Genomic DNA, 25,961 nt, shown 5'->3' with positions numbered 1-25,961 from the left:
TGTTTTCATCCTTTACACTTAGTTTGTTCTTTTACTATACCATAAAGAAAAAGTATCGCGCTAACGGGCGATACTTTCAAGTTTGTATTTGAATTGTTTGACCCAAACAATAAAACCAAAAATAACAGCACTGAGAAACAGTGCAGCGACAGAAACAAATAATTCTTCAAATCCATTTTTCATTGCGATGCCTACAAATGTCCAAATGAAGACGAGACCTAAAGGGATGTCTGTATAATGATAGACGAAATGTAAAGCAAAAGCTGTAGCAAGCGTCAACATAATGACAGCCCAAAGTGGATCACTTAAGCCGAATGCAGACCAATTATGCCACGTAATTGCATAGTTGAAGTCAAACATCATCATTAGAAATGTCCATCCGAATGAAAGACTAACCGGAACTCTACCGTCCCACTGATTTATATGTTTGTCATACGTTAAATAAAGCAAGTAATGAATGAGCAATGAAAGCAATAATGACAATGTGGAATACATATAAAAATCATTGTGCCATAACATTAAATGTCCTAAGTTCAATATCCAAATTCCGATTAAAAGCAAAGCTCTCGTTTGGAATACTGTATTGATTTCGGATTGAAAGCTGCGATACACCCAATAAATGAAAGCACTAATAATGGCTAAACGTATAAAGAAAGTGTAATAAGCTGGCATGATGAGAATAGGTAGGCGGTTGACGATTTCATTCGTCGACCCACCGTGAAAAGGCAAGACATCTGCGAGGATGTTTACGATGGAGACAGTGAGCAATGAAAGGATAAGCAATAATCGAGTTAACATTGTCTACCTCCCCCTATCATAGTATACAAAGAAAACAGTTTAGAAAGTATATGAAAAATCGAAAGTTTCGTCACAAAACAATGACAATATACAAAATCGAATAAATGTTATACTGAGAAATAGAGAAAATAGGTACGGGAATGAAAATGATTACATCATAATACAGATAGGAAGGGCAGAGCGATGAGAATAGATGGAGAGCGTATGTATTTGAAAATTTTAAGCGAAAATGATGTGTACGTATTTACACAATTATTAATTCGCAATAAAGAGTATTGGTCGATGTATGAGCCGAGATTTAGTGATGCTTACTATACGGTCGATACACAGCGAGATAAAATTAAACGTTCTTTGCAAGCTTATCGTGAAAAACGTGAATTTAATTTCGGAATATATTCGTATGAAACGAATCAATTACTCGGTCATATTTCACTTTACAATGTAAAACGTTTACCATTTTTAAGTGGATTTGTCGGTTATTCAATCGACGAGACTCAAGCGGGAAATGGATATGCGACAGAGGCTCTCTCTTTAGTAGCAGATTATGCTTTTCAACGTTTGAGTTTGCATCGATTAGAAGCATATGTTTCGCCAGAAAATGAAGGTTCTATTCGAACGTTAGAAAAAAATGAGTTCGTTCGCGAAGGGTTATTACGTAATTTAATTTATATTAATGGAGTATGGGAAGATCATTATTTATATGCTCTTTTACGTAAAGATTATGAAGCGCAATTGAATTAATAAAATGCCCGTGCTCCATGAGCGGCGGGCATTTTGAATGGAAAAATTAAATATGATCGTATCCGTTAATTATGACATCTAACTTCCCAGTGTCAGGGTCTGCGACGAGGCCATGAACGGGAACATTTTTCACCATGAGTGGATGGTTACGCACAGCATCGACACTTTCGGTAACGCTTTCAGTAACGTTGTCGAAACCGCGTAACCAATCTTCTAAGTCAATGCCTGAGTATTTCAACATTTTAAATGTGTTTTCGTCAATTCCGCGGTCGATCATATTATGTACGACACGGTCTACATTGACGCTAGACATACCACAGTCATAATGACCGATAATGTATACTTCGTCGGCTTGTAATTCATAAATAGCGACGAGCACACTACGCATAATACCTCCGAATGGATGAGCGATCATTGCACCTGCACTTTTAATAATTTTCGCATCGCCATTTTTTAAATTCATCGCTTTTGGTAAAAGTTCGATGAGACGCGTATCCATACAAGATAAAATGACGATATGCTTGTCGGGGTACTTCGTTGTTTGATATTGTTCGTACTGTTTTTCTTGTACGAATGAATCGTTATATTGTAAAATTTCATCTAAAATAGTCAATCAAGAAACCACCTTTCATCTATTAAAAGAACATGCATTCTTTTGTATATAATACCACTTAAAGAAAATTGTGGGTAGATAAAAAATCGCAAATGAAAGATTTTTTAAAAAAGACACTTCGTTCATAAAGAAAAAGGCATCTATGTTTTAAAAAACCCATTCATTTGCGACAGTCATGCATGTAAACGATTATAGATTTAAGCGGTAATCGTGTTCTGGTTTAGGATCTACAACTGATGCATCTTCTGAGTGTACTGCACGCTGTAAGAAGTAAGTTGTGAAGTAAGAAGAAAGACCAAGTAAAACCATGTATCCAATTACTGTTGTGTACATTAAAGCCATGAAAAATCGACTCCTCTCCTAAATACATACTTCATACATTATACATGAAAGCGTTAAAATAATTAAGTGTTTTCACAAAAATTTCTTAAAGCGCCCAATTTCCATTGCGGAAAATCGGCACAATTTCACCAGCATGTGTTTTCGCATCGATATTCATCTCTGCTGAACCGATCATGAAATCGACGTGCGTTAAGCTGTCATTTAGTCCACGAGCCGCTGTTTCTTCAGGTGTCATATCTTTCCCACCTTCTAAGCAGAAAGTATACGCGCTCCCTACCGCTAAATGATTAGATGCGTTTTCGTCGAATAAAGTGTTATAGAAAAGCGTGTTTGAGTTTGAAATCGGTGAATCGTGTGGCACGAGTGCTACTTCTCCTAAACGCTTCGAACCTTCATCTGTTGCGATGAGTTGTTTTAAGACATCTTCACCTTGCGCTGCTTTTACATCGACGACAGCCCCATCTTTAAATGTTAATGTAAAATCGTCAATAATATTTCCGCTATAGCTTAAAGGTTTCGTGCTCGAGACGAAGCCATTCACACGGTCTTTATGAGGTGCGGTAAATACTTCTTCTGTCGGCATGTTGGCCATGAAAGTATGCCCGTCTGCGTTGACACTACTACCACCCGTCCAAATATGGCCTTCTGGCAAGCCGATCGTTAAATCTGTGCCAGGTGCAGTGTAAATTAATTCATCAATATTTAAAGCATTTAATGCATCTGCTTTTTCATGAAGAATCGCATCGTGTTTTTTCCAAGCTGTGACAGGGTCCTCTTCTGTAATGCGTGTCGCTGCAAAAATAGCATCCCATAAATGGTTCACTTGCTCTTTCTCTTCGACTTCGGGGAACACTTTAGCTGCCCAAGCAGGAGAAGCGGCTGCGACAACGGTCCAACTAAATTGATCCGCTTGCATGAGGCGACGGAATGGAACGAGCGCTTTACCCGATGCTCGTTGTGCCGCACTTAAACGTTCTGAAGAAATCGACGCAAAAACATCAGGGTCTTCAGACACAATACTAATAAATGCTGCTTTTTCCTCCGCTAACGTATTACGTTCGAGTGCTTTCCACGAAGGGAACGTTTGAAGTGATTCTAAAGGAGCGTTCTCATAGTGAATTTTAGAGGTCTGTTCGTCTGACCAATCTACGTGAACGACTTTAGCCCCGTTATTATAAGCTTTTTCAACGAGGTGACGTGTCAGTTCTTTCGCTTCAAGTGAAGAGCGAATGTGTAAAGATTGGCCTTCTTGTAAGTTTACACCGACTTTAATAATTAAATCTGCATAATTCAAAAGTTTGCTATTTAGTTCAAACATCTCTTAAAAACTCCTTTCAATTTCTGCTATAATGGTATCAAGTCGTAATCGTATGTACAATTATTTGAGAAGAAATATGAAAATTGCACATATCATCACTTTTAAATTGTATACTACGAATACAATGAAATAAAATGTTTGGAGGTTAGGAAATGGATATATCAACAGTTGTTGGTCTGATCGTCGGGTTTGTCTCTTTACTTCTCGGGATGTACTTTAAAGGAGTAACTCCTGACGCGTTAATTAACCCTGCCGCAATTCTCATCATTATTGCTGGGACAATCGGTACAGTTATTATCGCATTCCCATTAAACGAACTAAAACGCATACCTAGTTTGTTTGGCGTATTATTTAAAGAACAAAAGCTACAGTCAGACGAAGAGTTGATTAAAATGTTTTCCGAATGGGCAGATGTTGCTCGTCGTGAAGGACTTTTATCATTAGAATCAAAAGCTTCAGATATCGATGATCCGTTTTTGAAAAATGGATTAAACTTAGCGATTGATGGGCAAAACGCAGACTACATAAGAGATGTTTTAACGGAGGAAGTAGATGCAATGAGTGAGCGACATGCCTCAGGTGCATTGATATTCTCTCAAGCAGGTACATACGCTCCTACATTAGGGGTACTTGGTGCGGTTGTCGGATTAATTGCAGCTTTGAAAGATATGAACGACATTGATGCTTTAGGAATCGCGATTTCTGCGGCGTTCGTAGCGACATTATTAGGTATCTTTACGGGATATGTAATGTGGCACCCATTTGCTAATAAATTGAAACGTAAGTCATCTGTTGAAGTCCAGCAGAAGATGATGATCATTGAAGGGATACTTTCTGTTTTAGAAGGGGAAGCACCGCGTGTCATTGAGCAAAAATTAGCATCATTCTTGCCAGCAAGCAAACGAAAAGCGTTAATCGCTGACGATGATGAGTAAAGGGGTGACAGTGTAAGTGGCGAAAGAAAGACGTAAGAAAAAACAAGAAGAATGTGCCGATGAATCCTGGCTTCTTCCTTATGCCGACTTATTAACATTGCTGCTCGCTCTATTTATCGTTCTTTTCGCATCGAGTTCTATCGACCAAGAGAGAATGCAACGTTTATCTTCTGTTTTCAACGATATTTTTGATGGAAATAGTGGAATTATGCAAAATAACTCACCGACAGAAGTTCCGCGTCCGAGTGACTCTAATCAAGAATTAGAAAATTCTTCTTATTTAGAAGATCAACGTTCATTAGGTGAAATTCAAGAAAAGTTGGATGAGTACATTGCATTAAACGAATTAGAAGGGCAGTTCGAGACACATTTGACAGATGAAGGCTTACTCATTACGATACGAGATAGTATTTTATTCGAGATGGGAAAAGCTGAAGTAAGTGCAGAATATTTGCCATTAGTTGAAGAAGTAGCTGAGCTTTTAATTTTCGATCGTCCGCGTCAAGTCATCATTACAGGACATACGGACAACATTCCGATTAACACAGCAGAATATGCATCGAACTGGGAGCTCAGTATGATGCGCGCATTGAACTTCTTACGAGCACTCGTGGCACATGAAGATATGGATCCTTCATTTTTCAGTGCGAAAGGATACGGTGAATATCAACCGATCGCTTCGAACGACACGGCAGAAGGAAGAAGTAAAAACCGTCGTGTTGAAGTGTTAATTCAACCTTTAATTACGAAAGACGGCACGACATTACCACTGCCATAAAAAAATCACCGCATTCTCAAAAGTTGAGAGTACGGTGATTTTTTATTTACGTAAGTTGCCAAGTTCAGCCGCAATTGCTTGCATTTCATTCGCTGAAATATGATCGCGCTTCATGACCATTTCGTAAATAAATTTTAAATCTTCATAATTTGAATCGTTGAAGTGCTCCGCTTTCATCGCATCAACGTTCGCCATCTTTAATTTATCTTTCATCGCTTCAATCATTCGCTCGATATTGAGTGAAGAAGGTTGTGACAAGTCCAAGTGCAAATCCCCCTTTTTTAAAAAAATCGTATGTTCTTATCATTCCACGAATATACGCGGAAGTCAATTGTATGAATAGTGGATTACAGTTTGTTTTTTACGAGAAAAGGGTATAATACAAATAGGATATGACTACTAATATGGAGGGTCTTTACATGAAAAAAAGCAAATTAGGGAAATTTATCGTATTAGGAGCGCTCGTCGGTGGCGCGCTTAGTTTATTAGATCGAGGGACACGAGAAGTCGTAAAAGAGCGTACAGACCGTGCGTTATACTACGCGAAAAACCCTCAAATTTTAAAAGAAGAAATCGAACAACAAGTGGAGAAATGGTCATCGATTTATGAACAAGCGTCAGGTGAAATTTCTTCATTTGCTGAACAATTTAATGATTTAAAAGAATTGACACCACAAGTGAAGCAGATGGTTGTAGAAGCGAAAGAAGCCTTTATTGACCAAAAAGAATAAGAGAGTGAGGGGAGATTATGGGAAAGAAAAATAAATTTGTAGAGAAAAAAGATGAATTGATGGAGGAGACGAAGGTCGGTCAATTTATCGATGATTTAAAAGATGGAACAATTGAAGAGTTTGATGCGACGACGAAAGATGGATTTATTAAACAGTTCATTATTCGCATTCAAAAAGTAGATGTCTCAGGTCTCGCTTCTCAATTAGCGTTTTTCTTCCTATTGTCACTCTTCCCTCTACTCATTTTTATGATGACATTGTTGCCGTTTTTAAATTTAGATCAAACACAAATATTATTATTTATTAAAGAATATGCACCTGAAAATGTCGCTTCATTAATTGAAACGACGTTGAAAGAAGTGTTAAGTAATCGAAGTGGAGGATTGTTGTCCATCGGTGCCCTTGCGACAGTATGGTCAGCATCTAAAGGGATGAATGCTTTAACGAAAGCGTTAAATCGTTCATATTATGTAGAAGAAACACGTAATTTTGCGGTTGCGCGAATTATGTCGGTCGTCTTTACAATTATGTTAATTGTTGCGATTGCAGCTGCCCTCGCATTGCCGATTTTTGGAGAGCAGATCGGACGTGTCATTTTCTCTTACTTAGGACTAGAAAACGGCTTTATACAAGTGTGGAATCAGTTGAGATGGCTATTGCCATTTTTAATGATTTTCATCACGTTTACACTCATGTATTGGGTCGTACCGAGTAAGCGTCTACCATTTATGACTATTTTGCCAGGAAGTATCGCAGCAACACTTGGTTGGATTATTACATCGCTCGGCTTTTCGTTCTATATTAGTAATTACGGAAACTATTCGAGCACGTACGGTAGCATCGGGGCGATTATCGTCTTAATGATGTGGCTTTATTTTTCAGCTATCATTTTAATTATATGTGGACAACTAAATGCGGTACTTTATGATCGCCATGAAAAGAGAAAAAAAGACGCAGAAACACTCGTAGATTTAACAGAAGTATAAATAAAAATGCATGGACAGAAGTTTGATTCTGTTCATGCATTTTATTTTTTTAAGACTCAACGCTATTTAACATACGAAGTCCGTTTAAAATAACGAGAATTGTACTACCTTCGTGCCCGATAACGCCGAATGGTAAATCGACGACTTGTAAGAAGTTTGAGATGATTAAAATCGCAATGACTGAAACTGAGAAAAATACGTTTTGTTTCACAATGCGGTTCATTTTTTCAGAAAGTTGAATCGTGTAAGGAATTTTCGTTAAGTCGTTTTTCATTAAGACGACGTCCGCTGTTTCAAGGGCCACGTCTGTCCCTTCACCCATCGCGATACCTGAAGTTGCAGTAGCGAGTGCAGGAGCGTCGTTAATGCCATCTCCAATCATTCCGACTTGTCGACCGTCTTGCATCATCGCTTTAATTTGTTCGACTTTCGTTTCAGGTAAACATTCAGCGACGTAACGGTCAACTCCAGCTTCTTTCGCGATCACTTCTGCCGTACGTTCGTTATCACCTGTTAACATAACCGTTTCAATTCCGAGTTGTTTCAATGCTTGAATCGCATCAATCGCTTCTTGACGTAACGTATCTTTCAATGCGGCAGCGGCCATGACTCCTTGTTCGTCTTTCATGAAGATGACTGTTTTACCTTCTGATGCAAGTCGTTCCGCGACATTGTTTTGGAAATTCGCTACATGATTTTCTCCAATAAAACGTGGGTTTCCGACGAAAATTTCTTCGTTTTTTGAATAAGCACGCAAGCCGTGACCAGGTACGTCTTCAATTTCTAGTGAGCGACTGTAAGCGATATTGCGCTCATCTGCATATTTTGTAATCGCGATTGCAAGTGGGTGGTTCGACTGTGATTCGATCCCTGCGAGTAAAGCGAGCACATCTTCTTCTTGTAATCCGTCACGCACGATGAAGTCTGTAACGACTGGCTTACCTGTCGTTAAAGTACCTGTCTTATCAAAAGCGACGACATCGAGTGTTGCGAGGTGTTCTAAGTGAACGCCTCCTTTAAAGAGAACGCCACGTTTCGCTCCGTTTGAAATTGCAGCGAGTGTCGCTGGCATAATCGAAGCCATTAATGCACAAGGAGATGCGACGACGAGAAGGACAATTGCACGATACAATGATTCTGTCCATGTCCATCCGAGTGCATAGTGAGGGACGAGAGCCATTAATACCGTTGAAGCGACGACAATTTTAACATATGTGCCTTCAAAGCGTTCGATAAACTGCTGAGAAGGAGATTTTTCACTTTGCGCGTTTTGTACCATCGTAATGATCTTTTGGAATAAAGAATCTTCACTCGGTTTCGTCATTTCCATTTGAATCGCACCGCTCATATTGACAGTACCTGCGAATAAATCATCGCCGATTTCTTTCGTCACGGGCACTGATTCACCATTGATCGCCGACATATCGACTGATGTTGTTCCGTGGATGATCGCACCGTCGACAGGGATGCGTTCACCTGGTTTGACGAGTAATTTTGAACCGACTTGCAAAGAAGAAGTTGCGACTTTAATTTCAGTACCATCTTCTTGAATGAGCCAAGCTTCTTCTGGTTGCATTTCCATTAAAGCTGAAATTTCTTGGTGACTTTTATTTAATGTGAAAGTTTCCATCGCTCCGCTAATGGCGAAGATGAAAATTAAAATCGCACCTTCTGCCCAATACCCGATCAGTCCAGATCCGATTGCGGCGAACACCATGAGCATTTCAACGTTTAGCTCTTTATTGGCGATCGTTTCTTCGATTCCTTCTTTCGCTTTTGCGAATCCACCGATGATGAAAGCGATAATGTACATAATGACAGAAGGTTGTTCGAGTCCATTTTTTCCTAAAAGCCATGCGATGACGATTAAAACCCCTGAAATAATCGCAGCGATTATTTCCATTTTCGCTTCTAAATTCGCATCGTTTTTCGGTTTTTCTTGTTGGATATTTTGAATTTTATCATTTACACAAGTTGTCATTGTATTCCTCCTAATTGATAATTTATTTCATTTAGAATAATTATCATAAATAAAGAGATGTTGATACATCAATGTTTATCTAATTGAAAACGATTCTTAGTAACAATTCTTTATTTATAATGATTATAATGTAATTGTACTTCATCTAGGAATAGATGCAACCGAAATGTATTGTGAAACTTCATTATTGTCGAAATTGTGAACGAGAAAAGACAAATGAAAAAGATTCTCTTCTTCAATAGAATAAACAAAAAAAGAAAGCCTCGAATGAGCAAGGCTTTCTTGTAATCGGGAGAGGAGTCTCTCAACTAGTGAACTACCCACCACTTAACTTCGTTTGAAGTGGGGGCTTCTCGCTTCCACGAACATAGCTTGCAAGCAAGTCTTATGTGTTCTCCACGAGCGTGAATTCGGGGCATTCCAACCCTACTGATACGCAATGTTTTTAGTACCTTGGATATTTTACGCATACGAGGGGCTTGGTTTTCGCTCTTATTTCCGTATGCAACTCCATATATCCAGTTGTCAAAGAACATTATGTCTATATTTTACCAAATTCTTTGGCTAAAGCCAACCGAAATTCATCTCCCACCTACTCATTGGTGCTATTCGCACCTTCACACTCCTTGAGGATGGGAGACTTCTTTCGGAAAGTCGTTAAATTAATTGTTTTTAATACGTTCGACTTGTTGTTCGATTTCATCGATGAGCGATAATAATTCGTCGATATGTTGAACGTCTGTCGTTTCTGGTTCGATTTGATCGAGTGATTGTAAAAGAACTTGGAATCTTTCTTTTAATGTTTGAACAGAATCGTCTTTTGATTCGATAGACATGCGGACACCTCATTTCCTCGTTTTATCGTAAGCGATTTTTTGAGGGAGCGCAATAGAGAAATTAGAGGATTGTAAATGTCTTGACGAGCTCGACAGAATTTTTAACTGTTTGGGCCATCGCACAGTTTTTCGTCGATACTTCAATCGCTTTTTCGAACTTTTTCTCTGTGAGATGATCAGCCTCTACTGTGAAATGGAAATGAATTTTCTCGATTCGATTTCCTTCTTCTTCAACACGTCCGATTTCTTTCACTTCCACGTCTAAATTTTTCACATCGATGCGCATTTTTTTCAACACTTGACGCAATACCCCTGCACTGCAAATGACGACTGCTGATACGAGTAGTTCACCCGGTTTAAATCCTTTCGTCGCATCTCCTGAAATATCGATTGTTCCAAAGTCTGTCGTCATCGTATACCCGGTTTCTGTCATATTAAATTTCATATTGTATTCCCTACTTTCTTCTATCTTTTTTCACATTTGAGAAAAGTATACCGCCCGTTCGAAAGAAGTACAATGAATGTGTTTTCAAAGCGAGTAAAACGAATTACAATGAAGGTACTGTTACAAAGTAAGGAGTTTATGGAATGAATCAGAAGCGACGTTTTTGGATATTAGTGATTATCGTATCCATTTCAGGTTTTTCACAAGGGATGTTGCTCCCTTTAATATCAGCAATTTTTGAAAAAGACGGTGTATCGAGTACGCTCAACGGTTTAAACGCGACAGCCCTCTATATTGGAACGTTAATCGTCTCTCCTTTTATGGAATTATTGCTTAGAAGATTCGGTTATAAACCGCTCATTTTATACGGTGGGGCACTCGTCTTTATATCGTTAATGGCGTTTCCGTTATGGAAGTCGGTCGTCTTTTGGTTTGTTTTGCGTTTGTTGATCGGAATAGGGGATCACGCGCTTCATTTTGCGACGCAAACGTGGATTACGAGTTTTTCATCGATGGATCGACTCGGGAAAAATATCGCTATTTATGGATTGTCCTTCGGTGTAGGGTTCGCTGTTGGACCTCAATTCGTACCGCTCATGAACATTTATGAAGGGTTACCTTTTATCGTTTCAAGTCTTCTTTGTTTATTCGCCTGGTCATTCGTCTTTTTCTTGAAAAATGAGTTTCCAGAAAACGTTCAAATGAAAGGGGAAGATGTCGGTTTTTGGAAACGAGTGACGTTGACATCGTCTGTCGCTTGGGCTGCCTTTTTAGGTCCGTTCGGATTCGGATTTTTAGAATCATCCCTCAATGCGATGTATCCCGTTTATGCTTTACGTAACGGAGCGAATCTCGTCCTCATTACGCAAACATTGACTGCTTTCGCTTTAGGTGGAATTTTAACGCAGTTACCGCTCGGGATGCTAAGTGACAAAATAGGTAGAAGAGCGGTCGTGTTACTTGCCTTTGGTGGAGGAACTGTATTTTTCCTCATCGCGACACTCATTCCCGTCGCTTCTTGGTGGGTCGTGTTCGCTGTATTTTGCGCAGGGATGTTTATCGGTTCAGCTTTCTCTTTAGGGATTGCATACATGTCCGAACTCGTCCCGAAACAATTATTACCGATGGGAAATTTATTATGTGGATTCTTTTTCAGTATCGGAAGTTTATCAGGGCCTATCGTCGGTGGATATGTGATGGAACATACGGTGATGAATTACTTAATGATTCTCGTTATTTTACTTGCGTTTATTACTGTCGTTTTATTGTTTTCACCATTATTTATGAAGAAAAAAGAAGCGCTCGATTAAGAGGGCTTCTGTGAACTACCCACCACTTAGTTAACCTTACGGTCTACTTGAAGTGGGGGCTTCTCGCTTCCACGAACATAGCTTGCAAGCAAGTCTTATGTGTTCTCCACGAGCGTGAATTCGGGGCATTCCAACCCTACTGATACGCAATGTTTTTAGTACCTTGGATATTTTACGCATACGAGGGGCTTGGTTTTCGCTCTTATTTCCGTATGCAACTCCATATATCCAGTTGTCAAAGAACATTATGTCTATATTTTACCAAATTCTTTGGCTAAAGCCAACCGAAATTCATCTCCCACCTACTCATTGGTGCTATTCGCACCTTCACACTCCTTGAGGATGGGAGACTTCTTTCGGAAATCCGTTAAAATTGCATCGATCGCTTCTTTCGCAGTCGGATACTTGAAAGTAAACGATGTTTGTAATAGGCGTGCAGGTTCGACATACTGACCTTTTGTTACGAGAATATGCTTGTCTCCGAGCACAACTTTTAGTAAAGGTGCCGGAACTGGGAATAAGTGCGGGCGATGTAATGCTTCGCCGATTAATTTACCGAACGCATCCATTTGAATGGGGAACGGTGCAGTGAAATTAAATACACCTTCTAACTGATCATCTTGAACGATGTAGTCGATACCTCGTACGACGTCGTCTAAATGAATCCACGATATCCACTGCGTCCCTTTACCAACTTTACCGCCTACACCGAACTTGTAAGGGAGTGTCATGAGAGGGAATGCGCCGCCTTGATCGCTTAAAATGACACCGAATCGTGTGAACGCGGTGCGAATATTTAAAGATTGTAAAGGCTTGAGTGCTGCTTCCCATTGATGAACGACGCGTTGTAAAAACTCATCGCCTGACGTGTCACTCTGTTCTGTGTAACGTGTCGTTTCACTCGTATGATACACACCGACCGCGCTCGCTTGTAAGACGAGCTTCGGTTTCGTATCCATTTCTTGAATGATACTGACGAGCTCTTCACTCGCTTGTAGTCGACTTTCTAAAATCACTTTTTTATCATCGTCTGACCAACGTCCGTCATTGATTGATTTACCGGCTAAGTTAATGAAAACATCGACGGAACTAAGTTCTTCAATCGTTTGCTTACGATCTGAAAGCCATTGCACGTAGCGGACACCATTTTTCTTCATCGAAGGCTGTCGCGTTAACACCGTAATATCGTGTTCATCTTCCCAAAGATTTTGTAGAGCGTTACCGACGAGACCAGAACCTCCTGCAATTGCGATATGCATGTCATTTCCTCCTTTTGAAGCATCATTAGTATGAAATCTCTTTTCGTTCGATGTATAGTAACGTATAGAGGTGATTCACTTTGGCTGTTATTACAAAAATAACACAACAGAAACGAGATAGCGAAAGATTTAACATTTTTTTGGATGGTGAATATAGTTTTAGCGTTCATGAATCCGTGCTCGTCCAATTCGGCTTAACGAAAGGGATGGAGTTAGACGATTGGGCATTAGGTGAATTGCAGTATGAAAACGAAATCAATAAAGCATTTAACCGGGCGCTTCACTTTTTATCTTTTCGCATGAGAAGTGAAAAAGAGATTGTAGATAAATTAAAAAAAGAAGAATACGGGGAAGCGGTCATATTAGAAGCGATTGTAAAATTAAAACGCTTAAATTTTGTGAACGACGAACAGTTTGCGGAGGCATTTATGAAAACAAAAATTCAAACGACAAAACTAGGTCCACAAGCATTGAAGCGTGAAATGAATCAAAAAGGAATTGCACGTGATATTCAAGATGATTTATTAAGTACGTATAATGAAGCGGAACAATTCGAAATCGCCAAAGACTTAGCAGAAAAAGTAGCGCGTAAAAATGAGCGTCAAGCTTCGTTGCAAGTAAAAAGAAAAATCGAATCACATTTATTAAGAAAAGGATACAGTTATGATATGATTCGAAATGTATTAGAAGAAATTGACTTAGATCGCGATGAAGATGAATGGAGCGCCATTGTAGAGCGAGAAGGAGAAAAAGCATGGAATCGCATTTCTCGCAAATATAGTGGCCGAGACTTACATTATCGTGTGAAACAAAATTTATATAGTAAAGGAATCCCGATGGAAGTCATTCAAGAGTTCATCGAGATGAAGGAGAATGAAGATGACTGAAGAAAAATCATACCGTGACATGTCAGAACATGAAATTCGTCAAGAAGTAGGACGTTTAATGGAAAAAGCGCGCAAAGCAGAAGCGTTAGGCATCATTAATGAATATGCTGTTTATCAACGAAAAGCTTTAATGGCGCAATCGTTTCTCGTCGATTTATCGACGATCGTTCCTGGAGAGATTTATAAGATTGAAGGGGACGATGCTTATTTCCACGTCGACTATTTAAAAGGGCGATTTGCTTGGGGGTATCGTCTCGGTGGTAGTAAGTTAGAAGAAGCGTTACCTGTTGCGATGTTAAAACCGTTAAAGAAAAATGAACAAACAAAATAAAAAATATCCTTCACTCCTTTGAAAGTGAAGGATATTTCAACATAGAAAGCGAAAATTGTTTCGCTTTTTTATTATTTCTCGATGTGCAATTTTTTTTGAAGTTTTTGTTCGGAGAAAATCCATCCGGTGTACGAATTTAAAATATCGTATTCATGATCTAAATGGACGACGGCAACGAATGGGTAATATCCTTTACTTCGGTAACGTAAGTCAATCAATCGTACTTCATATCCGCCGTCTTTCAATTCATCGATGACCCAACGGTACGTCGGTGAAAATGAAGTGAAAGCGCGCATATTGGAGTCCGTCATCGCTACTTTGACGACTTTCTCTTCAGTCGGTAAAGGTAAACGGTCGAACTTATCATAAATCGTGACAGACCTGCCATATGCTCGTCCGACATAATGTGCTTCTTTTGTAGAAGCTGCAACACGCCATTGGAAGAAACTCATCGTCGGAGCGACAAAAATTTCTTCAGCATTTGGAACAGTATGTTCGACTGCATGAGTGACTGCTCGTTTCATGGCGAAGCGCAATATATAATAAAGAACGAGAGTCGCAAGCAACCCGAGCATTGTCGGAACAGGTGCGCTTGTCTTCCACCAGACACCGAATGCGATTAAATGTAAAGTGAAAATAATCGGATCGAATGTGTTAATGACGCTGAGTGCTACCCACTTATGTGAAAAAGGCCGCAACGCTTGTGTTCCGTATGAGTTAAAAATATCGACGAACACGTGTAAAAAGACAGCGAGAAATGTCCACAACCATAGATGCAATAAGTTTACATCTGGGTAAATCCAATATAAAATCCCCGAGATTAAAATAGGCCAAAGAGCAACGGCTGGCATCGAATGTGTAATGCCTCGGTGATTTCGAATATATACAGCATTATTTCTAAATTTTAAAACAGTATCGACATCTGGAATGAGTGAACCGACGAGTACGCCTGATATGACGGCTTTATGTGTAATCGGTTCTGAAGCAATGACGGGATCGATTAAAGCTAACCCGCCTAAGGCAACACCCATCGCGATATGTGTGCCTGTATCCAAATAATCACTCCTCACTATGAATTACTCACTAGTATACCTTTTTCTCTATAAAAACGTAAACGATATGCTAAGGAAGGAAGTTACAATTGCGACAAACATTTGACAAAGAACAGTTTCAAAAAGATTTATTACAATGGTACGAAAAGGAAAAGCGAGATTTACCTTGGAGACGCACGTCAAACCCTTATTACATTTGGGTTTCTGAAATTATGCTTCAACAGACACGGGTCGATACGGTCATTCCGTATTATTTAAAATTTATCGAACGTTTTCCGACGATGGAGTCATTGGCAGAAGCGGATGAGGAAGAGCTTTTGAAATTGTGGGAAGGGCTCGGTTATTATTCACGTGTGCGCAATTTGCAGACCGGTGTTCGTGAAGTAGTTGAACATTACGGAAGCGAAGTGCCAAAAACACGAAAAGAAATTAGTTCATTAAAAGGAATCGGCCCGTATACGGCAGGGGCGATTTTAAGCATCGCATACAACTTGCCAGAACATGCGGTTGACGGTAATGTGATGCGTGTTTATTCGAGATTGTTTGAAATTCCAGACGACATTAGCAAGCCGAAAACGAAAAAGATATTCGATGAGCTCGTCACAAAAACGATCAGTCATGAAGATCCGTCTAGCTTTAACCAAGCGATTATGGAATTAGGAGCGGTCGTTTGTACACCGCGCAATCCGCATTGTTTATTATGTCCAGTCCAAGAGCATTGCGTTGCTTATGCAAGTGGGACACCTCTCGACTATCCAGTGAAAAAAGGAAAGACGAAAGTGCGCAAAGTTGATATATTTCCATTCGTTTTGCAAGATGAATACGGTCGCTATTTAATGAGGAAGCGTCCGAGTGAAGGGTTGCTTGCGAATATGTGGGAGTTTCCATATGTAGAGCGCGCCTCAGAAGATTTAACAGACCCACAACAACAAATCGAAAAGCAATTAAAAGTGAAAATAAAAACGGAACAAACATATGAGCCGTATAAACATATCTTTTCTCACATTCATTGGAACATTTACGCAACAAATGGACGAATTCATGACTCGAATGAGATAGAAGAAACAGAAACGATGAAGTTTTTCACAGTAGAAGAAATGAAGGCCCTCCCGATGGCTGTGCCTGTTCAAGTGCTATTCAAACAGCTCCTCGACGGAATCATATTGTGAATTAGTATAACTTTTGCATACGAGTTGGTATAATGGGTAGATATAGTTAAATCGTTCGTTGTGTAAAGGTGGGATGAATATGGGAATTCCAACAGAAGGAGAAACAATTCAAGTACATAGTTACAAGCATGATGGAAAAATACATCGCGTTTGGCAAGAGACCGTTGTCCTAAAAGGGACGAAAAATATCGTCATCGGTGGAAATGAAAAAACACTCGTGACGGAATCAGACGGTCGAACGTGGCTGACGCGCGAGCCATCTATCTGTTATTTTCATGCGAAACATTGGTTCAATATCATTTGTATGTTGCGTGAAGATGGCGTGTACTACTATGTCAATTTAAGCTCGCCATTTATATTTGAACACGGTTCGTTAAAATATATCGATTATGATCTCGATGTGAAAGTTTTCCCTGATATGAATTACATCATATTAGATGAAGATGAGTACGCATTGCATAAACGATTGATGAATTATCCGCCTGTAATTGACCCGATCATGAAACATAATATCGAAGAGTTAATTCGTTGGATTAAACTGCGCAAAGGACCTTTTGCGCCAGAGTTTATCGAAGTATGGACAGAGCGTTATCAGTTTTACAAACAATTAAATGAACGAGAATTTTAGCCTCACTGCGTATGTGCAGTAGGCTTTTTCAATGGGGAGGTACTATGGAGAAATCGAAACGAAGTACAGTTTCAAGATACATGGATTTTGTGAAGCCGTACTGGGGAGAAATTGCGTTAACGATCGTCATCGGAATTTTAAAATTTGCGATTCCATTATTTTTACCATTTTTAATGAAGATTATTATCGATGGCATTTTGGCGAACGATGCGATGAGTGCGGCAGATAAGACGGAGAAGCTCTTTCTTTATTTAGGTGGAACGGCGATTTTATTTTTCGTCATTCGTCCACCAGTTGAGTATTACCGTCAATATTTCGCTCAAAATGTGAGCAATAAAATTTTATACGACATTCGTCAATCACTCTTTGGCCATTTGCAGCAGTTAAGTTTGCGTTATTACTCGAACACACGAGCAGGAGAAGTCATTTCACGCGTGATCAATGACGTGGAGCAGACGAAAAACTTTATTATGATTGGCCTCATGAACGTTTGGCTCGACTTAGCGACGATCCTTATCGCGCTCGGTATTATGTTTTCACTCGATGTGAAATTGACGCTCATTACATTGATCGCTTTCCCGTTTTATGCGTTCAGTGTTAAATACTTTTTCGGTCGTTTACGAGGACTGACTCGTGAACGTTCACAAGCGCTCGCGAATGTGCAAAGTTATTTGCATGAGCGCGTGTCAGGAATTAGCGTTGTGAAAAGTTTCGCGTTAGAACAGCATGAACAGGAAAATTTTGACCGTGTAAATGGACAATTTCTCGATAAAGCATTGAATCATTCGCGTTGGAATGCGAAAGCTTTTGCGGTCGTCAATACGATTACAGAAGTCGCACCGCTCATCGTCATCGGATATGCAGGGTATCATGTCATTCAAGGAAATTTAACGCTCGGTACGATGGTTGCGTTTATCGCCTATATCGATCAGTTATACAATCCGCTTCGTCGACTTGTAAACTCTTCGACAACATTGACGCAGTCATTCGCTTCGATGGACCGCGTTGTAGAGTTGATGGACGAGCCGTACGACATTCAAAATGATCCATCTGCAAAACCAATTAATCGTGCGAACGGACAGTTATCTTTCCGAAATGTTTCATTTGAATATGAAGAAGGGCAACCTGTGTTGCAAAATATCGATTTTGACGTTCGTGCAGGAGAGACGATTGCGCTCGTCGGGATGAGTGGGGGAGGAAAGTCGACAATTGTCAGCTTAATTCCACGCTTCTTCGATGTGACAGATGGCGACATTCGTTTAGATGACCAATCGATTCAATCGATTGAAATCGAGTCCTTGCGTCGCAATATCGGAATCGTCATGCAAGACAATATTTTATTTAGTGACTCTGTGCGCAGTAACATTATGATGGGAAATCCCGATGCGACAGAAGAAGAAGTCATCGCTGCAGCAAAAGCGGCAAACGCGCATGATTTCATTATGAATTTGCCGAAAGGATATGATACGGAAGTCGGCGAACGTGGTGTGAAATTATCAGGGGGCCAAAAGCAAAGAGTCGCGATTGCTCGTGTCTTTTTGAAAAACCCGCCAATTATCATTTTAGACGAAGCAACGTCAGCGCTCGACCTTGAAAGTGAAGCGCTCATTCAACAATCGCTCGATGAACTCGCTCGTGACAGAACGACAATCATCGTCGCGCATCGGTTGTCGACGATTACGAGTGCTGATCAAATTCTCGTCATTGAAAATGGCATGTTAATGGAGCAAGGAACTCATGAACAGCTGATGAATGAACGAGGAACGTATTACAATTTATATTCGATACAAGATTTGTAACGTTTAGAAATCTGAGCCGTCTACTTAAAAAAGGAGGAAATGATTATGAAAAAATCATTTTGGGGATTCGTCCTCGTACTGACATTATTCACTTTAGGGGCTTGTTCGAATGAAGGGGCTCAACCGACAATTGAACCGTCAAAAGTGATGGATCAAATATTGGAACAAGTGGAGCAACCTGCTTTAATGCCACTTGAAGATGAGCAAGTAGAAGAAATGTACGGCATCGATTTAACGAAAGTAGAAGATTACGACATTCGCATGCCGATGATGAATGTTCAAACGAATGAAATTGCGATCGTTCGTTTGAAAGATGCGAAAGATGCAAAAGAAATTGAGCAAGGAATGGAACAAAGAGCAGAAGTCGTTCAAAAACAATTTGAAACGTATTTACCCGATCAATATGAAAATGCGAAAAACTATCAAATTGTGAAAGAAGCGAATTACGTATTATTCGTTATTTCTGCAGAAGCGGATGAAATTGTAAAACAATTTAAAGAAGCGTTAAAGAGCGAGTAAGCTCTTATGGTATTTAGTAGTCTCGTCTTTTTATTCGTCTTTTTACCGCTCGTATTACTCGTGTATTACCTCTCTCCTCGCCGTATGAGAAATGGCATTTTATTTGCGGTTAGTCTCGTCTTTTATGCGTGGGGAGAGCCGATTTATATCGTACTGATGATTTTTTCGACTTTTGCAGATTATGCATTCGGTTTAGCATTAAGTAACTCGAATCGCTCGGACCGTTTTAGAAAATGGATTGTGTTTGCATCTGTCGTCGTCAATTTATCTGTACTCTCGTTTTTTAAATATGCTGATTTTGTCATTGAAACGATCAATGGATTAGCACACACTGAAATCCCTTTGGTTGAGTTACCTTTACCAATTGGGATTTCTTTTTATACGTTTCAGTCTTTATCGTACATTATCGATGTATATCGGAAAGAAGCGGAAGCCCAAAGGAATTGGATTGACTTCGGCGCGTACGTTTCTTTATTTCCGCAACTCGTTGCAGGACCGATTGTCAAATATCATACGATTGCCGAACAGTTACAACATCGACGTGAAAGCATTCCGCTCTTTGCGGAAGGGGTGCGTCGCTTTTTAATCGGACTTGGAAAAAAAGTTTTGTTGGCGAACAATATCGGTTTGTTGTGGGATACGATTTCTCATAGTTCGATGGAAACGATGCCACTACTTATAGCGTGGCTCGGCATTCTCGCCTTCGCTTTACAAATTTACTTTGATTTTAGCGGCTATTCCGATATGGCGATCGGTCTCGGGTTAATGTTCGGTTTTCGTTTTGAGGAAAACTTCCGCTATCCGTACACAGCGGAAAGTATGACAGACTTTTGGCGACGGTGGCATATATCCCTCGGAAGTTGGTTTCGCGACTATGTGTACATCCCACTAGGGGGGAATCGTCACGGACTGCCGAAGCAATTAAGAAATATTGCGATCGTCTGGTTATTAACAGGACTTTGGCACGGAGCGAGTTGGAATTACGTGTTATGGGGAGCATATTTCGGTTTGTTACTCGTCTTGGAAAAAATGTTTTGGTTACGTGCATTGGAAAAAGTTCCGAAATGGTTCCGACATGTCTATGCCTTACTTGCGATTGCGGTCGGATGGGTCATTTTCGTATTTGAAGACTTCAGGGATATGACGCATTATTTCGTTCGCATGTTTACGTCGCAAAACGGTTTCTATGACGATACGACATTGTATTACGTTTTGACAGAAGGTCCGTTGATCATCATCGCTATTTTAGCGTCATTGCCAATTATGAAAAATGTAACATTTAAAAGTTGGCATATCGTTTTGTACATGATGATTTATCTCATGAGCATCGCTTATTTAGTGGATGCGAGTTTTAATCCATTTTTATATTTTCGATTTTAAAGGAGGAAACTATGGCTGAAAAATTACTCGTCGTTTTATTCATTTCGATGTTAGCAATCGGGAGTCTCGGTCTACTCTTTTTTCCGAAGCAATCCTTTTCTCCAATCGAAAATCGCCCGTTAGAAAAATGGCCGAATATTACCTCTGAAACGATTATCAATAAAAAAGCGATGACGCAATTTGAAACGTATTTATCCGATCATTTTCCGTATCGGAACGGTTGGATTAAAACGAAAGCGTTCGTGGAGCAAGTGAGAGGAAGAAAAGAAAATAACGGCATTTATTTAGGGCGGGACGGATATTTATTTGAAAAAGTCGATTCGACGATTGAACGGCAAATCGACCGCCAAATTCGTGAGATTGAAACATTTGCGGAGCGTTATGATGAAAAATCAATCGAACTTATGCTCATACCGCCATCCGCTATATTTTATGAACAACAATGGCCAGCCTTTGCACCGATGGCAGATCTTGTCGCAATGCAACGGACGATTATGGAGCGGATACCTAGTCTAGTGACGACCTATGATGGAGCGCGCATGTTAGAGCCGTATCGAGAACAGTACATTTATTACAAAACGGACCACCATTGGACGACGCGTGGCGCATATATCGCTTATGCGCATTATGCTCTCCAACAAGGGTGGGAACCGATCAACTATGAACCTGTCATCGTCAGTGAACAATTTTACGGAAGTTTCGATACGAGAGGGCAATTTATTAGAAGAGAGCCGGATCGTTTAGAACGTCCAGTCTTAAATAATGAATCGACCTTATATATTGAAGACAGAAATGAACTGCGCCATACGTTGTATGATGAAGAAGCTTTGCAACAGAAAGATCAATACCGTTACTTTTTTGGCGGTGTTCACGCGGCGATGCAACTGAAAACACCAGATGCGCCAATCGAAGAGCCGCTACTCGTCGTGAAAGATTCTTACGCCCATGCTTTGTTGCCATTTTTAACAGCGCATTACGCGAATATTTATGTGCTTGATTTGCGGTATTATAATGGGAGCGTGGAGCAATATATGGTAGACCACCACATTGCTCACGTTTTACTTCTATGGAATACGACAACCTTTTTAGAAGAAACGCAATTGTTTAAACTAAACCGTTAAGCGAAAAGCTCCTAGCACCTGAATAAAGGTGCTAGGAGCTTTTTTAGTAAATGTCATCTTCAAATTCTTCAATATACGATTCTTCGTGGTGACGTTGATACGACGTGATGAGCAAATCGAGATGTTCTAAATGTTCATCGTAGTAAAGCATCGCCGATAACACATGCAACAAGTGATACGGAGAGAACTCTTCTAACTCTGTCGTCAACGTAATCTCTTGCATAAAAATATCCATCACTTCATGGCGTTGTAAATAATCTTCTTTTTCTGGGATGTGAATCGTATCTGCTTTTAATTTCCCTACGAATTTCAAATGAAGTTGTTCGTGATACGTGAGTAAAGTATCGAGACGTTCTTGAATCATCATACGAAAATGTTCAGGCATCTCAATGAGTTCATTTTCATATTGATGCAGTCGTTTTAATAAGTCGTAACTGCTAGAACTTGTCGCAATCATTTGGCGATAGACGACGAGTTTACGTGATTTTCCAATCGTATTTCTTTTGAAATATTTACGTTCTTCTTTAAACAGAACGTACAATTCATCAATCTGTTTTAAACTATCTTTAATTTTATCGAGTGCGTGCTGTGTCGCATGATGTTCGGAAGCTTGTCTAGCAGCGAGTCGTGTCCATCGAATAATTTCATCCTGTGTTAAATGAATCGTCTGAAATAGTTTCTTTTCGTATTTCGGTGGGATGAATACGAGATTGACAACGAATGCAGACAGTACACCGATGATAATCGTCAGTAAACGTAAAAGAGCGAAGTTTAAAAATGCGTCGCCTTGAATTTCCATGATCGCAATCATCGTGACGAGTGCAAGTGAAATCGATTTTTCGAGCTTTAATTGCAGCATAATCATAATGATAATAATTGCGGCAAGTCCGATAATGAGCACTTGTTGGCCGAACAACATAACGAAGACGACCGCGATACTGGCTCCGATTAAATTACCTTGGATTTGTTCAACGATTGTTAAATAAGACCGGTAAATGGACGGCTGAACTGCAAAGATAGCGGCAATTCCAGCGAAGACAGGATTCGGCAATTGCAATAAATCTGATAAAAAAAGTGCGAGTGCGATGGCGATTCCTGTTTTAAATATTCGAGCACCAAGTTTCATAAATTGTGATCCTTTCAATCGTAAATTAACATTGCATCTAGTATTATAATTTCATTTTATATGAAATGTTCGGAAAGGCAAACAATTGCAAGTGAAGCGATCGTTTTGTACGATAACAGAGAGAATAATCAATTAAGGGAGGAATTTTCATGAGTTTAGTAGGAAAACAAGCACCAACGTTTACGTTAAACAATCAGCAAGGTGAAGCGGTCTCTTTAGAAGATTTTAAAGGGAAGTATGTCGTTTTATATTTTTATCCGAAAGATTCGACACCAGGATGTACGACACAAGCATGTGATTTCCGAGATTCAATCGAAGATTTCACAGCGTTAAATGCCGTCATTTTAGGCGTGAGCCCAGATAATGAAGCATCACATCAGAAGTTTATCGCGAAGCACGAACTACCATTTGATTTGTTAGTCGATGAAGAAAAGGAAGCAGCAGAAGCGTACGACGTTTGGAAACTGAAGAAAAACTTCGGTCGCGAATATATGGGCATAGAACGTTCTACTTTTTTAATCGACCCTGAAGGAAAAGTAGTGAAAGAGTGGAGAAAAGTTCGCGTGAAAGACCATATTGAAGATGCTTTAACTACATTGAAGGAAATGGTGAATGCATAATGGATATTTTAGTGACAGTCCCTTTAAAAGATCATATGAAAAAAGATTTAGCAGAATCATTTCCGACAGTGACATTTCATTATGAAGAAGCAAATCACGAATTGTTGGAAAAATCAGAAGTGCTCGTCACATACGGCAATGATGTAAATGAATCAGTTGTCGAGCGCGCGAAAAATTTGAAATGGCTCATGGTCGCTTCAGCAGGGTTTGATAATTTTCCATTAGAAATGATCGCTGAGCGCAAATGGCTCGTGACGAATGCGAAAGGAATTCATAAAATTCCGATGGCGGAATCGATGCTTGCACATGTGCTTGCACTATCGAAGGGATTCCCGCAAATTTATGAAAATGAACGCCAAAAAGTATGGGACCGCCGTGTTCCACAAATTGAAATTAGCGGTCAAAAAGCGCTCATCTTAGGACCAGGGACAATCGGAAGCGAAGTAGGTCGACTGCTTCAAGCATTCGGTGTGTACACGATTGGATACAATCGCTCAGGCAAACCGAGCCCGAATATGGACGAAATGATTCAACCAGACCAATTGCTTGATACATTACCAAAAGTAGATTCGGTGATCTCGATTTTACCGAGTACACCAGAAACGAGAGAGTTGTGGCAGGTAGAGCATTTCGAAGCGATGAAGGAAAGTGCGGTCTTCTTAAATTTTGGACGCGGAGATTTCGTCAAAGAAGAAGTCGTGTTAGAAGCATTGAACAAAGAAATGGTTCGTCACGTCGTGTTAGATGTCTTTGAAAAAGAGCCATTGCGTGAAGAAAGTGAGTTATGGACGATGCCGAACTGTACCGTATCGCCACATATTTCAAGTCTATCTAATCAATATATTCCGCGCTCGCTCGACATATTTAAAGAGAACTTACAACGTTATTTAGACGGCGAAAAAGATTATGTAAATGAAGTAGATATTTTAAGAGGGTATTAATACAATTCTACTTGCACAAATATTGACAATCATCCTTCCAATCACTTATGATAATTATAATGATTATAAATAAGTCGTAAACATCATTAAAAATATATAATAGATTGGAGTGGATACGATGTCTGAAACTTATTTAAAAGACGCGCTCGCAACATTACGCGAAAGTGGTGTCCGTATAACTCCGCAAAGGCATGCGATACTCGAATATTTAATTTCATCTGAAGCTCACCCGACAGCGGACGAAATTTATCGAGCTTTAGAAGACGATTTTCCGAATATGAGTGTAGCGACAGTATACAACAATTTAAAAGTATTTTTAAATACGGGACTCGTGAAGGAATTGACTTATGGGGATTCATCAAGTCGTTTTGACTTTGCATCACATGATCACTATCACATTATTTGTGATGATTGTGGTAAAATTGTCGACTTCCATCATCCAGGGTTACAAGAAGTTGAACATCTAGCATCTCATATGACTGGATTTAAAGTGAACTCACATCGTCTTGAAGTATACGGAACATGTCCGGAATGTGCGAATATGAAACGTCAATAAAAGAAATGCACTCGCGAATGATTCATTCGCGAGTGCATTTTTTATTCATGACTATTCTTTTTATTGTAACGTTCGTCAAATTCTTTCCCTTCAAGTGCAGGATCTAAAGTTAATGGTTCACGACAATGTCCACACATATCTGCGCGCCCTAACATTTTCGTAGGTTTTCCACAAGATGGACAGACGACTTGAACAGCTTTAGTCGACAGCATCCCAATCCAAGCATAAATGACAGTACTACCTAAAATGGAAAGTACACCTAAAATCATAAAGATGAGCATTAACACTTGATTCGACCGGAAGAAAATACCGCCATACATAATGATTACTCCGATGAAGATGAGTGAAAGTGCAAAGGAACGAATCCGATTAATTTTATTTTTATAAGGTTTCGCCAACTGAAGTACCTCCTTGTTTATGTACTGTATGATAGCACAATTTATATCATAATCATATGAAATGAAAAAGAAGCGATCGTAAATAAGTAATAAATATTACAGAGTATTATATGAAGAGAAAAAAGATGATAAAAAAATGCTAAAAAGGTTTGACAAAAAAGAAAGAAGCATGTTAAGATTCATATTGTCGTTTGGAACGGCACACAAAACAAAATCAAAAATGCTTGAAAAAAGATTTGACAAAACAAATCAAAGCATGTTAAATTATAAGAGTTGCTAAAAAAAGCAACGCAATGAACATTGAAAACTGAACAGTAACTTGTTGATGAAATAAACCGTTTCTTTATTCAACCCCGTTGGA

Annotated in this window: 29 protein-coding genes; 17 read left to right on the top strand and 12 right to left on the bottom strand. The window is 39.6% G+C overall.

Annotated elements, in window-relative coordinates; genetic code table 11:
- Positions 1-60: 60 nt before the first annotated feature.
- Positions 61-798, bottom strand: a complete 738-nt coding sequence (locus ACFQ0V_RS12260; RefSeq protein WP_381014048.1) for a tryptophan-rich sensory protein — start codon at positions 796-798, stop codon at positions 61-63.
- 183 nt (positions 799-981) lie between these two features.
- On the opposite strand from ACFQ0V_RS12260, the gene ACFQ0V_RS12255 reads away from it, so the two are divergent.
- Positions 982-1,539 (top strand): GNAT family N-acetyltransferase, encoded by a 558-nt coding sequence (locus tag ACFQ0V_RS12255; protein ID WP_381014045.1) that lies wholly within the window; start codon positions 982-984, stop codon positions 1,537-1,539.
- Positions 1,540-1,585: 46 nt separating this feature from the next.
- On the opposite strand, the gene ACFQ0V_RS12250 is transcribed toward ACFQ0V_RS12255, so the two are convergent.
- The 3 genes from ACFQ0V_RS12250 to ACFQ0V_RS12240 all read right to left on the bottom strand — a co-directional run bounded on the left by ACFQ0V_RS12250 (position 1,586) and on the right by ACFQ0V_RS12240 (position 3,812).
- Positions 1,586-2,152 (bottom strand): beta-class carbonic anhydrase, encoded by a 567-nt coding sequence (locus ACFQ0V_RS12250; RefSeq protein WP_381014043.1) that lies wholly within the window; start codon positions 2,150-2,152, stop codon positions 1,586-1,588.
- 189 nt (positions 2,153-2,341) lie between these two features.
- A complete protein-coding gene (locus ACFQ0V_RS12245; RefSeq protein ID WP_381014040.1) occupies positions 2,342-2,494 on the bottom strand; it encodes a hypothetical protein in 153 nt (50 codons plus the stop codon).
- Positions 2,495-2,579: 85 nt separating this feature from the next.
- Entirely contained in the window at positions 2,580-3,812 is a 1,233-nt protein-coding gene (locus ACFQ0V_RS12240; protein WP_381014038.1) for an aminopeptidase, read from the bottom strand.
- A gap of 152 nt (positions 3,813-3,964) precedes the next feature.
- Between ACFQ0V_RS12240 and motA the strand changes: the two genes are divergently transcribed.
- A complete protein-coding gene (gene motA, locus ACFQ0V_RS12235; RefSeq protein WP_381014035.1) occupies positions 3,965-4,747 on the top strand; it encodes a flagellar motor stator protein MotA in 783 nt (260 codons plus the stop codon).
- Between the two features lie 16 nt (positions 4,748-4,763).
- Complete coding sequence (gene motB / locus ACFQ0V_RS12230; protein WP_381014032.1) at positions 4,764-5,525, top strand: flagellar motor protein MotB; 762 nt, start codon at positions 4,764-4,766, stop codon at positions 5,523-5,525.
- A gap of 42 nt (positions 5,526-5,567) precedes the next feature.
- Here the strand turns inward: motB and ACFQ0V_RS12225 are convergent, their stop codons facing one another.
- Positions 5,568-5,789 carry a DUF1128 domain-containing protein gene (locus ACFQ0V_RS12225; protein WP_381014030.1) on the bottom strand — a complete coding sequence of 74 codons (222 nt, stop codon included), beginning with the start codon at positions 5,787-5,789 and terminating at the stop codon, positions 5,568-5,570.
- A gap of 155 nt (positions 5,790-5,944) precedes the next feature.
- On the opposite strand from ACFQ0V_RS12225, the gene ACFQ0V_RS12220 reads away from it, so the two are divergent.
- Complete coding sequence (locus ACFQ0V_RS12220; protein ID WP_381014027.1) at positions 5,945-6,256, top strand: hypothetical protein; 312 nt, start codon at positions 5,945-5,947, stop codon at positions 6,254-6,256.
- A gap of 17 nt (positions 6,257-6,273) precedes the next feature.
- Positions 6,274-7,242, top strand: a complete 969-nt coding sequence (locus ACFQ0V_RS12215) for a YihY/virulence factor BrkB family protein (protein ID WP_381014024.1) — start codon at positions 6,274-6,276, stop codon at positions 7,240-7,242.
- 49 nt (positions 7,243-7,291) lie between these two features.
- On the opposite strand, the gene ACFQ0V_RS12210 is transcribed toward ACFQ0V_RS12215, so the two are convergent.
- The 3 genes from ACFQ0V_RS12210 to ACFQ0V_RS12200 all read right to left on the bottom strand — a co-directional run bounded on the left by ACFQ0V_RS12210 (position 7,292) and on the right by ACFQ0V_RS12200 (position 10,504).
- On the bottom strand, positions 7,292-9,223 hold the full coding sequence (locus ACFQ0V_RS12210) for a heavy metal translocating P-type ATPase (protein ID WP_381014022.1): 1,932 nt from the start codon (positions 9,221-9,223) through the stop codon (positions 7,292-7,294).
- Between the two features lie 662 nt (positions 9,224-9,885).
- A complete protein-coding gene (locus ACFQ0V_RS12205; protein ID WP_381014019.1) occupies positions 9,886-10,059 on the bottom strand; it encodes an SE1561 family protein in 174 nt (57 codons plus the stop codon).
- Between the two features lie 61 nt (positions 10,060-10,120).
- The gene (locus ACFQ0V_RS12200) at positions 10,121-10,504 is read right to left on the bottom strand and encodes an OsmC family protein (RefSeq protein WP_381014016.1); all 384 of its coding nucleotides are present in this window, start codon (positions 10,502-10,504) and stop codon (positions 10,121-10,123) included.
- A 143-nt stretch (positions 10,505-10,647) separates the two neighbouring features.
- On the opposite strand from ACFQ0V_RS12200, the gene ACFQ0V_RS12195 reads away from it, so the two are divergent.
- Positions 10,648-11,814: an MFS transporter gene (locus ACFQ0V_RS12195; RefSeq protein ID WP_381014014.1), complete on the top strand. Its 1,167-nt coding sequence runs from the start codon at positions 10,648-10,650 to the stop codon at positions 11,812-11,814.
- Between the two features lie 302 nt (positions 11,815-12,116).
- On the opposite strand, the gene ACFQ0V_RS12190 is transcribed toward ACFQ0V_RS12195, so the two are convergent.
- Complete coding sequence (locus tag ACFQ0V_RS12190; RefSeq protein WP_381014011.1) at positions 12,117-13,073, bottom strand: TIGR01777 family oxidoreductase; 957 nt, start codon at positions 13,071-13,073, stop codon at positions 12,117-12,119.
- Between the two features lie 80 nt (positions 13,074-13,153).
- Between ACFQ0V_RS12190 and recX the strand changes: the two genes are divergently transcribed.
- Together recX and ACFQ0V_RS12180 are read left to right on the top strand one after the other, a co-directional pair.
- Complete coding sequence (recX, locus tag ACFQ0V_RS12185; RefSeq protein WP_381014008.1) at positions 13,154-13,960, top strand: recombination regulator RecX; 807 nt, start codon at positions 13,154-13,156, stop codon at positions 13,958-13,960.
- Positions 13,953-14,291, top strand: coding sequence for a YfhH family protein (locus ACFQ0V_RS12180; protein ID WP_381014006.1), 339 nt, complete (start codon positions 13,953-13,955; stop codon positions 14,289-14,291). The genes recX and ACFQ0V_RS12180 overlap by 8 nt, the downstream gene beginning before the upstream one ends.
- A gap of 71 nt (positions 14,292-14,362) precedes the next feature.
- Here the strand turns inward: ACFQ0V_RS12180 and ACFQ0V_RS12175 are convergent, their stop codons facing one another.
- Complete coding sequence (locus tag ACFQ0V_RS12175; protein ID WP_381014003.1) at positions 14,363-15,346, bottom strand: metal-dependent hydrolase; 984 nt, start codon at positions 15,344-15,346, stop codon at positions 14,363-14,365.
- Positions 15,347-15,432: 86 nt separating this feature from the next.
- Here ACFQ0V_RS12175 and mutY point away from each other — a divergent pair, with 86 nt between their 5' ends.
- The 6 genes from mutY (at position 15,433) to ACFQ0V_RS12145 (ending at position 21,959) form a co-directional block, all read left to right on the top strand.
- Positions 15,433-16,512 carry an A/G-specific adenine glycosylase gene (gene mutY, locus ACFQ0V_RS12170; RefSeq protein WP_381014000.1) on the top strand — a complete coding sequence of 360 codons (1,080 nt, stop codon included), beginning with the start codon at positions 15,433-15,435 and terminating at the stop codon, positions 16,510-16,512.
- A 79-nt stretch (positions 16,513-16,591) separates the two neighbouring features.
- The gene (gene ntdP / locus ACFQ0V_RS12165; protein WP_194563685.1) at positions 16,592-17,140 is read left to right on the top strand and encodes a nucleoside tri-diphosphate phosphatase; all 549 of its coding nucleotides are present in this window, start codon (positions 16,592-16,594) and stop codon (positions 17,138-17,140) included.
- A 44-nt stretch (positions 17,141-17,184) separates the two neighbouring features.
- On the top strand, positions 17,185-18,939 hold the full coding sequence (locus ACFQ0V_RS12160) for an ABC transporter ATP-binding protein (RefSeq protein WP_381013996.1): 1,755 nt from the start codon (positions 17,185-17,187) through the stop codon (positions 18,937-18,939).
- Positions 18,940-18,984: 45 nt separating this feature from the next.
- Positions 18,985-19,458, top strand: coding sequence for a DUF4358 domain-containing protein (locus tag ACFQ0V_RS12155; RefSeq protein WP_381013993.1), 474 nt, complete (start codon positions 18,985-18,987; stop codon positions 19,456-19,458).
- A gap of 6 nt (positions 19,459-19,464) precedes the next feature.
- Positions 19,465-20,838, top strand: coding sequence for an MBOAT family O-acyltransferase (locus ACFQ0V_RS12150; protein WP_381013990.1), 1,374 nt, complete (start codon positions 19,465-19,467; stop codon positions 20,836-20,838).
- An 11-nt stretch (positions 20,839-20,849) separates the two neighbouring features.
- A complete protein-coding gene (locus ACFQ0V_RS12145) occupies positions 20,850-21,959 on the top strand; it encodes a DHHW family protein (protein ID WP_381013987.1) in 1,110 nt (369 codons plus the stop codon).
- A 43-nt stretch (positions 21,960-22,002) separates the two neighbouring features.
- Here the strand turns inward: ACFQ0V_RS12145 and ACFQ0V_RS12140 are convergent, their stop codons facing one another.
- Positions 22,003-23,085 (bottom strand): FUSC family protein, encoded by a 1,083-nt coding sequence (locus ACFQ0V_RS12140; protein WP_381013984.1) that lies wholly within the window; start codon positions 23,083-23,085, stop codon positions 22,003-22,005.
- Positions 23,086-23,234: 149 nt separating this feature from the next.
- Between ACFQ0V_RS12140 and bcp the strand changes: the two genes are divergently transcribed.
- From bcp to perR, 3 genes are all read left to right on the top strand, one after another.
- Positions 23,235-23,705, top strand: a complete 471-nt coding sequence (gene bcp, locus ACFQ0V_RS12135; RefSeq protein WP_381013982.1) for a thioredoxin-dependent thiol peroxidase — start codon at positions 23,235-23,237, stop codon at positions 23,703-23,705.
- Positions 23,705-24,646, top strand: coding sequence for a D-2-hydroxyacid dehydrogenase (locus ACFQ0V_RS12130; protein ID WP_381013979.1), 942 nt, complete (start codon positions 23,705-23,707; stop codon positions 24,644-24,646). The genes bcp and ACFQ0V_RS12130 overlap by 1 nt, the downstream gene beginning before the upstream one ends.
- A gap of 118 nt (positions 24,647-24,764) precedes the next feature.
- Positions 24,765-25,202, top strand: coding sequence for a peroxide-responsive transcriptional repressor PerR (gene perR, locus ACFQ0V_RS12125; RefSeq protein ID WP_381013976.1), 438 nt, complete (start codon positions 24,765-24,767; stop codon positions 25,200-25,202).
- A gap of 41 nt (positions 25,203-25,243) precedes the next feature.
- On the opposite strand, the gene ACFQ0V_RS12120 is transcribed toward perR, so the two are convergent.
- Entirely contained in the window at positions 25,244-25,600 is a 357-nt protein-coding gene (locus tag ACFQ0V_RS12120; RefSeq protein WP_381013974.1) for a YgzB family protein, read from the bottom strand.
- Positions 25,601-25,961: the final 361 nt, after the last annotated feature.

The organism is Savagea faecisuis (assembly GCF_042675605.1).
In the GTDB taxonomy this organism is placed as follows: domain Bacteria; phylum Bacillota; class Bacilli; order Bacillales_A; family Planococcaceae; genus Savagea; species Savagea faecisuis.
The sequence above is the reverse complement of the archived record's forward strand: the minus strand, read 5'-3'. Positions and strand labels throughout refer to the sequence as shown.